This window comes from Ulvibacter litoralis, assembly GCF_900102055.1.
Classification (GTDB): Bacteria; Bacteroidota; Bacteroidia; order Flavobacteriales; family Flavobacteriaceae; genus Ulvibacter; species Ulvibacter litoralis.
The window spans coordinates 60554-74267 of record NZ_FNBA01000006.1 but is presented as its reverse complement, the minus strand read 5'-3'; the positions used below and the strand labels follow the sequence as shown (position 1 = coordinate 74267).

The following is a 13714-nucleotide window of genomic DNA, read 5'->3' as shown; positions in this document are numbered from 1 at the left end:
TTATGCCTCTGTTCTGTTTTTTTCTTGAATCTTCCGAACAATAGCAGTAGCTGTATTTCGAGAAAGAAAACGTGGTAATTTTGATATAAATTTATTTAATGCCCCTGGGATTACCACTGTTTTTCCCTTCAGCATTGCCTTATACCCACACAAAGCGACATCGGCTGGGCACCCCATGTTAAAATGTATTTTATTATCCGTATTCCCTTCGGAAACTACCTCTTGAAAACATGTTTTAGTTTGACCTGGGCATAATACGGTAACCGTGACACCTGTTCCTTTTAATTCATTGGCAATCGCTTCAGAAAAAGAAAGAATATACGCCTTAGAAGCATAATAGAGTGACATTAAAGGTCCTGGCTGAAAAGCTGCCAATGAGGCCAAGTTTAAAATTTTACCGGTTCCTCTTTCTACCATACCTGGTAAAAGAAGTTTTGTTAAATGTGTGGTCGTCATTACGTGCAACTGAAGCATTCTAGACTCACGCTCCCAATCGGTATTATCGAACGTCCCAAAAACACCAAAACCTGCATTGTTAATTAAAACATCAATTGGTGTCCCGTTTAAAGCATCAAAAATATCCTGTGCTACATTAGGGACGCTTAAGTCCTTCGTTATAATAGTAACCGGAACATCAAACTCTTTTTGTATGGCTACTTTGGTCTGTTCAAGATTCTCAGCGTCAATATCTACTAAAATAAGTTGAAATAAATCTTTTGCGAGTAGTAATGCTAATTCATATCCCAACCCAGAAGCAGCTCCTGTAACCAAAGCTACTTTAGTCGATGTTTTTTTAATTTTCAAAAGATGGTTTTTAATAATATACTTCTAGATAACACTACAAATATGCAAATCTTTTAGCATTTGACTATTGATAAATAAAGAGATATTAAACAACGATTAAAACTAAATAAATTGAAGACAGAATAAACATAAAAAAAACAAGTGTAATTATTTTACATCAAAACACCTAACCAATTGATTAACAGTTTTAAAAAGAAATAATAACCCCTCAATCAATCATATATATAATCTAAAGGAGTATTCTTAAATTATATAAATTTTTCATATATTTAGGTCCCAACTCTAAACCAAAATAATTGAGACTATTCCTACTTATTCTCTTTACCAATCTTCTTTGCACTAGCGCTTTAACCGCTCAAGCACCTCAAAAAGAGGTGACTGATACCGTGCAACTGACTCCAAAAGAATTAAAAGCTAAAAAAATTGACTCCTTACTGAAGTACACTAGAAGTCAGTTTTATAAAAATAACTATGACCTTACCATAGAAGTTGGCCAAGAAGTTATAAAACTCGCCAGAGAAGAAAATGACTATGCTTCCATTTTCAAAGTCTCTAGTTTAATTGGAAATGCTTTTATACAAATTGAAGACACCATACAAGCCAAAAAAATATTAACCGAAACTGTAAAAGAAGCAGAAAAGATATTAGCTTCTAGAGTAACTTCAACCTTAATAAGTGAAGAAGATAAATTAAAAGATTACAAAAGTGTTATCACTGCTAAAAATGATTTAGGGAACTATTATGCTCAGCAGGAAAGATTTGAAACTGCAATTTCAATTCACAAAGAAAATGTTTTACTTGCTGAGAAAATAAAAGATACTGGACATTTATTTATTCTCAATTTTAATTTAGCCGAATTAAATATCTCTTTAGGGGAGAAAACGAGGAAAGATTATTATATAAAAGAAGCAGAACACTACGTAAACAGCACCAACAATTACATTCGAGAAAAGACTAGAGATCCGTATCGCGCAGTTGCCAAATTAAATGTAGGTAAACTACATTATATAAAAAAAGAACCCAAACTTGCAATTGCTAATTTAAAAGAGAGTATTGAGCTTGCACAAAAATCGGGTTATGTAGATCCAATCATTGAAGGCTATGAAACCTATGCCAAAGCTGAAGCTTTGCAAGGCAACTACAAGGAAGCTTATTTAATGGCTCTAAAAGCAGATACTGCAAAAATTGAAAAATACAAAACTGATAAAATTAAAGCCATTGAAACGGTTACTGCCAAATTTAAACTGAATGAATACGAACAAGAATTAAAGGCACAAACAATACAAAACGAATTTAATAAGCAAGTAGCCAAAAGAGAAACTACTATTTTATGGATGAAAATAGCAGGGGCTATTTTAATCGTTTTTTCTATTTTCCTTTATGTTTCGTATCGCAGAAGAAAGAAACTGGTTGTCGATTTAATTGAGAAAAACAGACAGTATCTTGAAGCCAAGGAAAAAAGTGACGAGTATGCCAAAGCAAAAACAATTTTATTCTCCAACATCACCCACGAACTTAGAACCCCAATGTATGGAATTATAGGAATTTCTTCCATTCTCATGGAAGATAAAAAGCTCATAGCACACGAAGAAAACTTAAATTCTCTAAAATTTTCCGCCTACTACTTGCTTTCATTAATTAACAACGTATTGCATTTAACAAAAATTGATGCTACGAAAAAAGAAGACCTTAACCAGGTTGAATTTAATGTGCATAATATCATTCAAAACATTGTAAAATCTTCTAAATACATCAATACTAAAAACCCAAACACTTTTACTATTGAAATAGATCCGTATGTCCCAAAAACACTCATCGGAGACGATGTGAAGCTAATGCAGATACTAACAAATCTAATTGGCAATGCAGCTAAATTTACCGATAATGGTAACATTACAGTAATGGTTAACAGAATTACAGATGTAGAAGGAAAATCATGCCTACATTTTTCAGTCAAAGATACTGGCATAGGTATTTCTAAAGAACGTCAAGTGCATATTTTTAATGAGTTTAGACAAGAGGATTCAAATGACAAATCGATTCAAGGTACAGGATTAGGACTTCCTATCGTTAAGAAAATTCTAGATTTATACGATAGTGACCTAAAAATTGACAGCACCGTTGGAAAAGGAACAGAAGTGTCATTTACGTTGTGCTACGATCAACTTATCAAAAAAGAAATTAATTATAAAAAGCTAAGTGAAGAAGACCTTAAAAATGAGCGGAAACTCCTATTAAAAGGCAAGAACATACTCGCGGTAGATGACAATAAGATAAACTTAATAGTAACCCGAAAAACATTAGAATTGTACGGCGCTAACGTAAAAGTCTCTGAAAATGGACCCGATGCTATTGAACTTGTTAAAGAAGAAGTGTTTGACTTAATCCTAATGGATATTAACATGCCTGTAATGGACGGATTTGAAACGACACGACTAATAAGAGCTTTTAACGAGCACATTCCTATTTTAGCACTCACTGCTGTAGAAAAAGAAAAAGTAACTGGAGACCACGCCTTTAACCTCATGAGCGATATCATTATAAAGCCTTACAAGAACGACGTCTTTGTAGGAACTATTACTAAATATATCAATATGTAATGGTCAGTTAAAAATAGGCAATACCCCATTTTAAGCCTCTTTTTTCTCTTACTCTCTACGTATAGAAACTCCTGCAGTTTTAAATATAAGCTGTAACTCTTTTTCTATAGGAAACGATTTTAAAGGAGGCACATTAGCTCCACCAGGATTCCCAATTGGAATGGTCCCGACAAAAGACTTTACCCCTCCAAAAATAAGGCGAGGTATTTGCCCTACGATTTCTTTTCTGTTTTTAATTTTAATTCCAAATAGCAACATCTTCCAATGTACAAGTGTATGTGCTGATGGGTACTGTTGCCCTAATATATGCGCCCTTTCTAAATGGCTCCAAGCATTTAGAAAATTCCCTAATTCGTATTGAACTTTATACTGCGCCAATTCCTTAGTAAAATAAGGTTTTAATCTTTCGGAAAGTGAGGTGTTGAATTTCATATACGCTACAAGATTAATTTAAAAAAAGTTGTACTTCTAGACAAAAGTAATGATTTTAAGACGTACTATTTATTAAGAATGAGGCCTTCCATTTCACTTAGAATAAATTAACGGCGAGACATCTTTTTTAAATAGTCACAAATTTAAAGTCCTCGACCACGCCTGTCTGCCGACAAAGGCAGGCTCGAACAGACACAAAAACAAACTTCACAAACCGTCGGTTTAGACCAAATAGATTCATAAAAAAATGCGCTACAAATTGAAATTTGTAACGCATTTAAATTAATAGATAAGAAAGAATATTTTATAAGCCATTAGCCATTGGAATCCATTTATTACGGCTTCCATCATACATTAACTGTAGCATTTCGTAACGTTTTACTACAAAGTTAGTAGACCCTTCAATTCTGTTACCGAATAGAGACAATATACTATTAGGAAGTATTGTTAAATCACTCGTTGTAGGATACAACCAAATGGTTTGTCCATCAACACCAGGCATAATACCCGTTAAAAACATAAACGGTAAGATACTCGACATTCGAATTACCGATGCACGTTCGTTTACCTCACCTGGCAGAAGAATTAAGTTAAGGTCACTTAATACAGGTATGTTATTTGTACTACTAGCAAACTCAACAGTTCTATCTAGAGCACTTAATTTATTATTTTCTAAAATAACATTTTTATCAATTTCAACTTCTACAAAATTTCCTAATTCGTCAATACCAATAATTTTTTTGGCTTCTAAATTATTAGATTCTGTAAAATTTTTCACTCCACGTACACGAAGTCCTCCGTTAACATCTAGAGTTGCAGTAGGTTCAATGGTATTAATACCTACTTGAGCATTGCTACTAAAACATATAGCTAAAAGTAAAATAAAGGGGGCGAGATTTTTCATAGTTAGTACTTTAGAAGGGGAAAGTAATACTTTTATCTATATTAAACAAAAAATAAGTAAGATAAATCTTATACTATTTTACATTTTATCTAACATAAAAGGCATTACAACTAAACGTTTTTCCTCTAATCCCTTTACTAGCCTACTGTTTCAGTGTCAACCACTTACTCAGATACATACTCCTCTAAATACGAAAATCTTTTTGTTAATGTCCCTTCTTTGGTCGTCATTTGAGCTCTTGCTAATACACCTGCTTTGTCCTTATTAAAAAATGCAGGAATCACATTTGCTAGAAACATATCTCCAAATCCTTCGCTTGCATCTTTGGGTAATTCGCAAGGCAAGTTATCTACCGTCATCATTGTGATGGCTCCAGGAGCATCAAAAGCGGTTTCTTTTTCTGTTTTAGGATCATACCCAAAAAACGGATCGGCAATCGTAGAAGCCTTAATCGTACTCGCTACAGGACCATCGACATCGCACGAAATGTCTGCAACAAGATTGATATTAAAATCTTTTTGTTTCGCATCCTTTCGTGTAAACAAATAAGGAGCCCCAGTTCCGTAATAATGTCCTGCTATAAAATAATCGGTTACCTTGGCAAAGCGCATAAAATCACTTTCGTAACCTGAAGGATCTTTATAGAATTCTAGTTTATTACTTTCGCCTCCATCTTTTCGTTTATTATAATCCAATACATCAATCATACAATACACAGGTTCGTCAAACTTTTGAGAAAGGTATCGAGTAATAGAAGCCTTTTTTACTTTAAGATGTTCTAAAATTTCTTTAGCGCCGTGGGCTACTTTTCCAGCACCTGTAAGTAGTATTTTTATGTGCTTCGGAAGAGTGATTTTATCCAATTCAGCCTTCATAGCATCTAAATCGGCAAGCGTTTCCACTTTAGGCAATTCGAATAACGAATCGCGTAACCCTAGCGCTCTAAATCCGTTGTAAGCTCCTACCAAACCTGCATACCGTCCAAAACCAATCAATCTAGCACCACTTTTCTTTACAATGGTTTCGTGGTCTACTAATTCTATTTTATTCGCAAGAATTGCCTGAAGCAATTTTTTATTATAGGGTTGTTTTTTGATGGTATGACTGAAAAAGAAATATTTTTTATTCGGAATCAATGCCGCAATCGGAACTTCTTTTACGCCTAACATAACGTCTGCTTCGGAAACATCCTCTTTTACCTCAAATCCGGCCTTGCGATAGGCATCGTCTGGAAATATTCGCACGTCTGAAGCTTCTACAATTATTTTAGCGTCAGGGAATTGACGAATGACTTCTTGACATTTCTCTGGTGAAAAAACGACACGACGGTCTGGTGGATTTTTACGTTCTTTTATAATTGCAAAGGTTACTGACATTTGGTATACTTTTTGCCCCATTAGTAATTCGGGATATTGGGTGGTAAAGATAGTGTTTTTAGTGTATCTTTGCCGACCGTAGAATGAAGCATTTTTTATGTTTTCATCTTGCGTTAGGGATTGAGGCAAGCTACCGCGTAGCGCCGAAAGCCCGACCCTCTGAAGCTTGAGGAACGAAAAGCGAAAGAGGGTAACGCCCAAATGATCATTGAAAATACTCGTATGATTGAAATTTAATCATAAGATCTCGCTATAAACGCGGGAATATTGGGGCCGACTGGTTTTGACAGCGGGTCTAATTGTAATGTAAGCATGTCGAGCGCTGGGAAACAGCTCGTTAATCTCATTTTTCACACTTTTTAAACGGCGAGAATAACTACGCCCTAGCTGCATAATCCGAATCATAGTAGGATAATGCCTCGGTCCGCAAGGCGGACAAGCAGGAAGTCTCTCGATTGCCTTGGTTTGCGGCGATTGATATAGAGACTTCGTAAAAGTAAACCTAGCCGCAATAGTGCTTTGATGTTGCGGTGAAACTCAAGTAAAGATAAGGGGTGCGTTGGTAGTTTTCGACCGGCAATCTCACGAAAACCTAAATGAAAACTACACATGTAGAAAGCGTTATAATTGCTTGTTTGGACGAGGGTTCGAATCCCTCCGGCTCCACGATCACTCACAACTGCGCTGTGAGTACTAATATAAAAAACCCGACAAGATTTTCGCTTGATCGGGTTTTGTTGTTTTTAGACATTAAAATTATCCATCCTTGTTTTGCTCATAACAAAGTAACCATTTAGTAGTAGTATTAAAAATACACCGCACACTCCGGCAATGCTTCTATAATGCGCTCTTGTTCTGTTTTACTGAAATTATTGTTCGTTAAAATAAGTGTCCTTAATTTCTTTAATGCTGAAATGTCTGCGGGTAAACTTTCTAGTTTATTATTAGACAGAATCGCCAACTCTAAACTTTCTAAATTTGAAAAGCTTGCAGGTAATTCTCTCAAGTTATTATCATTGAGAATCAAGGTTTTTAAGTGCTTTAGAGCGCCAATGCTATTAGAAATTTTCTGCAATCGATTGTGTTCCATATTCAACTCTTGCAACGTTTGTATGTGAGTCCATTGGGTGTCTAACTCATAAAATTGATTGTAACCAACGTGTAGTGTTTTTAAAGAAGGCAAAGCAGCTATTGAAGACGGCAAATAACTTAATTGGTTATTATCCAGTTGCAGTACCTGTAACGACCTGCATTGGTCGATAGTAGTAGGGAGTGATACCAAACTATTTCCAGAAAGATATAGGTATTGAAGGTTGTTCAGCGCTCCTATGTCTTCTGAAATTTTAGTGATTTTATTATCTGCTAAATCCAGTTTAATTAGGCGTTTCAATTGTTTAATTTCTTTTGGGATATAAGCTAATTCGTTACCCTTCAAATTTAGTATTTCTAATTTTTCAAAACTGAAAAGCGCCTCATCCCAGCGTTCAAAATGGTTGCCCATTGCGTTCAAAAAAACCAAGGCTGTTAATTGATCAATGTTCTCAGGAAGCTGAAACAATTGCTGATCGCGCAAATTTAGTTGGGTTCCCTTTTTGTTTTCAGCCAGAGCAGTTGTAACATTATAAAACACTTCTTCAGTGATAGGATTGGCATTTTGAGCTCCTCCTTGAAGCGAAGCTATTCCGAAGAAAAAAATAAAATAAAACCTAGTCATCATTGCCTACATATTTATATAAAAAAAGACTGGCGCAATAATATTACACCAGTCCTTTCCTTATTTATTGAAAAAATTAATTTTGTTTCACGATTTTATAGCTACCAGAGTTTTCACCCACGGTCACTTTTATCACTAACATTTGGTTCGCTTGTACATACGGAGCCAAATCTAGGGTTACCGTTCTTGTGTTACCAAAGGTTGTTGCATCCTTTTGAGTTACTACATTTTGACCTAACATATTAAATACCTGAACAGTAATTTCACCTTCTTGATCCGCTATATCTACATTCACAATACCGCTTGTTGGATTTGGATATACTGACACAGCCTCAAGTAACACATCGTCTACTCCTAACACTTCTTGTACTAGAATGTATTCTTCTTTTATTACCTCAGTTCCTGTTCCAGCAACGTTTGCAACTGTAAGACTTACATTAAAGTTTCCTTCTTCCAAATACGCCACTGTTGGAGAGGCTTCTGACGAGGTTGCTGGAATACCTCCTTCAAAAGTCCAGAACCATGAACTTGGATTGTTTTCACTTAAATCGGTAAACGTAATTGCTGTTCCTGGAGCAGTCGTTACTTCCGAAGCAACAAAATCTGCCACTGGAATCTGCGCTCCTAAGTTTTCTTTCAAGGCAAAAACTACGGTTGCGGAAGCATTAAAAGTTATATCGTTAAAAGTTGCATCCTGCTGTGGTTCGTTAGATCCACTTGGGTGTTGTACAGAAAAGAAACCGTATTTAAAATCTGGCGTAAAAGTCAGTCCTGTTGGTTCAGACCCATTAGGCATCGAAGCAAATAACTCGATATTTGGAGTTGCTTGTGTATGGTCTGGACGTACTACCCATATATAATTATTTCCACCATCTTGTAAAACCCAAAGGTTTCCTTGATCGTCAAACGTTAGGTTGTCATTACCACCACCCCATGCTTCGTTATACACACCAGATTCTGTCGTAATATCATAAGACGTTCCACCTACAAATGTTTGGAAGTTTGTGATTGTTGAACCATTATCTGTAAAGCTGTACACACGACTTTTTCCTTTAGATGTAAAATAAATCTCACCTGTTATTGGATTAATCTCACAGTCTTCTACCCCATTAAAATCTGTTCCACCCAAAGCAGCAGCTGCGGCAGTTACATTGTTACGTTCTGCAGGCGTGTTATTCGGTACTTGCACCCAAGTTGCTGTTGGAGAAGTAGGATCATTTCCTACCAATGGCGTGTCTAATTTTAACACATATAAAAATCCGCTAGAAAGATCTCCTGGTGTGTTTGCAACAAATTTATAGACACAGTCTGTACCTCCATCTTCACCGTAATACGCAGTTCGCATATCCTCAGAAACTACTACATTTTCGTGTTTCATTCTCCCCATAGCCCATAGCTTTTCTTGTCCATTTCCATAATCCACCACCTGTGCTGTTGCTGGATCAATCTCTACTAGCCAACCTACATCTTGGTATCCATCTGCATTAACGTCTCCACTGTTTGTAGACTCTTCTGCAGTGATAATAGTTCCCCAAGGAGTTGTTCCTCCAGAACAGTTACGGGTTGTAGTTACTAACGCACTATTAAAGAAATCTACTGGTTGTGTTTGAGTTACTTCCCATAACAAAGTGTCTTCATTAAGATTCACATCGGCAATTGTAACCCCTCCAGGCGTAGTTTCGTGGTTGATTGAAACATACCCCAATGAACTTGATCCTTCGATAGGAATATATCCTGTAAAGTCATTGTTTCCACCTACGGTACCTGTTCCTGTAGAATATGGATCTCCTTGCTTTACGATTAATTGAAAACGGTGCTCGTCTGCGATGATCATTTTAGGAGTCTGTCCTGTTGGCTCAATTGAAGTAAAACACCCAATCGTTCCTGGTTCACAAGGTGCTGTAGTGGATTCATTCATCAAAAACATATCAAACTTTAAATCTGAACTCTGTCCGTCACGATTGTGCAACTCTACTGCAATTTTGTTGACACCTTCTACAAAGAAAGACTTTGCTACAGTGTGTGTAAAAAAAGCATTCTCGTCTGCACCACTTACTGTACTTTCAGCATTGGTTAAATAATCGGTTGGAGGCGCAGGCATATTATCTCTAAAAACCTCTACACCATTTACATACACAATAGCTCCATCATCACGTTTTAAACCAAAAATTACATTGTCTGTCAAATCGGCTAGAGCAATATTTACTTCTTTTGTAAAATATGTCGTGATGTATTTATTGTTAGCGTCTGGTCCATAAGAAACCTCCGTCATAACTGGATCTCCATACCCTAAAGGTGCAAAACCAGCAGACCAAGCACTAATGTCGTAGCCTGCTTCTGTCCAAGTTTCGGTATCTAAACTCACTCCCGTGTCTAGATAAGACCAAACAAGACCTGTTTCCATTGGATATGCTGCTGGGCTTGGTGTTGCAGGAACGAAAGCTGTAGCCATATCAAATCCTAAATCTGAACTACTCCCAGAACGTTGATGCAATTCTACAGCGATGACATTATCACCATTTTGCAATAAATTTGCAATGGTAAAATTAAAGAACGTATCCTCATCACCACCACCAACAGTACTATCTGCAAAAGTGTTATAAGTAATGGTACCCGCTGGCATATTGTCGCGGATAATTTCGGTACCATTAAGGTACACAACTGCTCCATCGTCTCTTAACACATTAAAGATAAGATCACCATAAATAGAGGCATCTACTATATTAAATTCATATCTAAAATAATACGTAGGATATTTATTATTCGCATCTGATCCATAAGAAAGAGTCGTTATCTCATCTCCGTCTCCATATCCTAATTGCGCAGCCCCAGTAGCCCAAGCACTATCGTCGTAATTAACTTCTCTCCATGCAGTGCCAAGATCCATTCCAGTATCATTGTAACTCCATATACTTCCAGCTTCAAATGGAAAATCGCCAGGCGCATTCATATTTGTTTCGCAACTCTTTGTTACGTTTCCTGTGTTTGCTAAGCCCGTAAAGCTTACAAACATAAGCAGTAGTGCTAAGGGTAAATTTGTTTTCATAATCAATAGTTTTTTTGGTGATTTATTTCTTCTTTTAAGAATTACTCAAAACTACTAAGACCGTTTTTCTTTGTGGAGAATTCAACTTTATGCCTACGTCATAGAACTGTTACGAATGGCCTCTTTATCTTAACTAAACATTACGTGCCCGCTTGAAAAACACGCTCACTATTAAGACAACTTTACTTGAATGTTAGCCGATATTTTAGTCCCCTGAAAGTGATACTTTTAGTCGTATGATTTCAAGTAGAAGGTTCTGTTTTTTAATTAGCAAAATGAAATTCGCTTCAAGAAAGAAGGCTCTTAAATTTCTTTAAGAAGGTAATTCGATTAAAATAAGGGACATTATTTAAAATCAGGATTGTTAGAAGAAATCGATTGCGCCCCTGCCGAGGTATCTGTAAGCGCATTCATAAAAACAATTAAGGCATCTATTTCCCTTTGCGACAACTCAAGAGGTGTGTCTGCAAGCGTTTGGTTGGTTACCTTCACTCCCATTCCAGCGCCGCCGCCTTGGTTGTAAAAATCTAACACTTGGGGTAAGGTTTCGTAAGCTCCGTTATGAAAATAAGGAGCTGTTTTTTCAATATTTCGAACGGTGGGAGTTTTAAAAGATTTTTCATAAATCCAAGCAGCTTCACTAGCAATTCCGTTTTTCCAACGCCCTTCATCGGTATCTAGTTCTTTTTCTTCGGAAGTCGGACTTTTTAGAACCCCTAGAATTTCAGTTTCGGTTTCTATGAATAACGGAGGAACCAAGCCAGAGAATGTGGGTGCAAAATGGCAGGTAGCACAGGCTCCTTTTCCCATAAAAACATTAAAACCTTCTTTTACTTCGTTACTTATGGAATTGATTTCTCCTCGTGTATATTGATCAAATTCGCTATTGAAAGATTGTAACGAAAGCACAAATGAAGCCAACGCTTTTGCTAAGTTTTGACGATTGATGTTTTCTTTTCCGAAAACCTCACCAAACTGTGTACGATAGGTTGTTGACTTTTTTAGTTTTTCTAGAATTTCAGAATAAGCGGTATTGAATTCTTTTGGATTGAAAATCACGTGCTCTACTTGCTGCTCTAAGGTGAAGGCTCTCGAATCGTAAAAAAATCGTTTTGCATAAACGGCATTTAGTAATGTTGGCGAATTCCGAAGTACGGTGACGCCTTCAATACTACTAAGAGATTTGGTTTCTCCGTCGGTAAAAGCGAGATCAGGATTGTGGCAACTTGCGCAACTCATTGTATTATTCCCACTTATCAATGTATCGTAAAAAAGAGCTTCCCCTAATTTTTTCAGTTTTTGAGAATCTTCCCCTTCCTTCAGTTGTGTATAGAAATAAGGATCTAAAAAGTTTGGCGCAAAAATACTGGTGCTTTTAGGGTTCCAAGCGGTATGATTTTTTAAATTTTCAGTGTCAATTTCAATAGGTAACTCGCCCAATGCTGCGTATAATGGATCAATATACTTTATAAGGAATGATAGTCTATCAAAGGTTTCAAAAGATGTATTTGCTTTCAACTGAGCGATGGCACCTTCAAACAAAGCAAGTATCTGTTTACTTTTTGCATATTTTTGACTAAGGGGTTCGTCTTCAATAAGTGTTTTCATTGCAACCAACGACACCAAAGCTTCCTGCAGTCCATTGGCAGAACCAGGCGTATCGAAACCAGTTACTCCTAAGGTAAAAATACGCACCAATTGCAATCGTGCCGCCAAAATTAAATCTTCTGGAGTCGGTTTCGTTTGGGTTAGCGCATTTGCTAGTAGGTTATATTCAGCTTTTACTTTTTTGGAGAGTGCTGCGATCTGTACTTTTTCTTCGGAAGGATTTTCAGCATAAATTAATTCGTCCAACACTTGTAATCCTTCAGGAGGAACCACTGTTGGCTGATTCCCAGATTTTGAAATTTTCAGCAATGGAGCTCCGTTTAAATGTTTCCCCGTAAATTCTGGATTGTAGTAAGCTACGTAAAATTCAATTCTTTTGTAGGAGAGTCGTGCCTTGGTTAACACTGCCTGAAGCGAGTCTGCCGACACTTGACCTCGTTTAAAAGCGGTGGCCGTTTTATCTAACTTTTCTAGTTGAAGGCTGGTCGTATTTAAATAAGTAATTAATGTATCAGGGTTCACAGTATATTTCTCTCCGGAAGTACAACCGCCAAGTATCATACTCACAATAAAACCAAAAATAAAAATAGAAGAAGGGTAATTTTTATGCACAGTGAAGTAAATTTCTCCAAACTTAAAACTTCTCCCCTCTAGGATTGTTACCTATACATTATGAAATGTTTATTTGAGTGTTTGCGGTAACAGTTGAAGCACATCTCTAAATCATAAAGGCAAGCATAGTTCCTGATATACAAAAGAATGGGAATGTGCTGGAAGGTGTCTACACGAAACATCAATAAATACTTACTATCGCATCAATGATGAGAGGTCTCTTTTACGAAAGTCAGACTAGCTGAACCACTGGCACCCTTCTTTTTATTTATAACAGAACAAAAAGCCTATGATTTTGAATGTTATTTAAAATTTGGATTGGGTATGCCTTCAGAATATGTGATACGTATAAAATTGTAGGGATGGTAATTCGTTTATCACTTTTTTTTGGATATACTTCACAAGTTGGGTTTCTATTGGGGGAGCATTATTTGGGGAAGAATACCTAAAACCCCCATATTTAAAGGCATTTCGATATATTTTGAGGCGTAAAAAATTATTCCTTATGTGCCTAGACTAAGGCTCCTTTTAGGTCTATGAGGTTTTATGGGCTTATCCATGGCTTATCCATGGCTTATCTAGGGGGTATCTAGGGGGTATATTGGCGAACCACTACTT

9 protein-coding genes and 1 other RNA gene are annotated in these 13714 nt (G+C 36.5%); 3 read left to right on the top strand and 7 right to left on the bottom strand.

All coding sequences use genetic code 11. The features are described from left to right. Positions 1-804: an SDR family NAD(P)-dependent oxidoreductase gene (locus BLQ00_RS15100; RefSeq protein WP_093145156.1), complete on the bottom strand. Its 804-nt coding sequence runs from the start codon at positions 802-804 to the stop codon at positions 1-3. Between the two features lie 296 nt (positions 805-1100). Between BLQ00_RS15100 and BLQ00_RS15095 the strand changes: the two genes are divergently transcribed. Then, positions 1101-3404: an ATP-binding protein gene (locus BLQ00_RS15095; RefSeq protein WP_093145155.1), complete on the top strand. Its 2304-nt coding sequence runs from the start codon at positions 1101-1103 to the stop codon at positions 3402-3404. Between the two features lie 48 nt (positions 3405-3452). On the opposite strand, the gene BLQ00_RS15090 is transcribed toward BLQ00_RS15095, so the two are convergent. The 3 genes from BLQ00_RS15090 to BLQ00_RS15080 all read right to left on the bottom strand — a co-directional run bounded on the left by BLQ00_RS15090 (position 3453) and on the right by BLQ00_RS15080 (position 6116). Further along, positions 3453-3836 carry a DUF3703 domain-containing protein gene (locus tag BLQ00_RS15090; protein WP_093145154.1) on the bottom strand — a complete coding sequence of 128 codons (384 nt, stop codon included), beginning with the start codon at positions 3834-3836 and terminating at the stop codon, positions 3453-3455. Between the two features lie 304 nt (positions 3837-4140). After that, a complete protein-coding gene (locus BLQ00_RS15085) occupies positions 4141-4740 on the bottom strand; it encodes a hypothetical protein (protein ID WP_093145153.1) in 600 nt (199 codons plus the stop codon). Positions 4741-4904: 164 nt separating this feature from the next. After that, entirely contained in the window at positions 4905-6116 is a 1212-nt protein-coding gene (locus BLQ00_RS15080) for an NAD(P)-dependent oxidoreductase (protein ID WP_093145215.1), read from the bottom strand. A 269-nt stretch (positions 6117-6385) separates the two neighbouring features. Here BLQ00_RS15080 and ssrA point away from each other — a divergent pair. Further along, positions 6386-6785: a transfer-messenger RNA gene (gene ssrA, locus BLQ00_RS15075) on the top strand. 136 nt (positions 6786-6921) lie between these two features. Here ssrA and BLQ00_RS15070 read toward each other — a convergent pair. From BLQ00_RS15070 to BLQ00_RS15060, 3 genes are all read right to left on the bottom strand, one after another. Next, a complete protein-coding gene (locus tag BLQ00_RS15070) occupies positions 6922-7833 on the bottom strand; it encodes a leucine-rich repeat domain-containing protein (protein WP_093145152.1) in 912 nt (303 codons plus the stop codon). A gap of 73 nt (positions 7834-7906) precedes the next feature. Next, positions 7907-10876, bottom strand: coding sequence for an alkaline phosphatase PhoX (locus tag BLQ00_RS15065; protein ID WP_139149430.1), 2970 nt, complete (start codon positions 10874-10876; stop codon positions 7907-7909). Positions 10877-11221: 345 nt separating this feature from the next. Continuing rightward, on the bottom strand, positions 11222-13096 hold the full coding sequence (locus BLQ00_RS15060) for a cytochrome-c peroxidase (protein ID WP_093145150.1): 1875 nt from the start codon (positions 13094-13096) through the stop codon (positions 11222-11224). 299 nt (positions 13097-13395) lie between these two features. Here BLQ00_RS15060 and BLQ00_RS17650 point away from each other — a divergent pair, with 299 nt between their 5' ends. After that, positions 13396-13545 carry a hypothetical protein gene (locus tag BLQ00_RS17650; protein WP_175445472.1) on the top strand — a complete coding sequence of 50 codons (150 nt, stop codon included), beginning with the start codon at positions 13396-13398 and terminating at the stop codon, positions 13543-13545. The last annotated feature ends 169 nt before the right edge of the window (positions 13546-13714 follow it).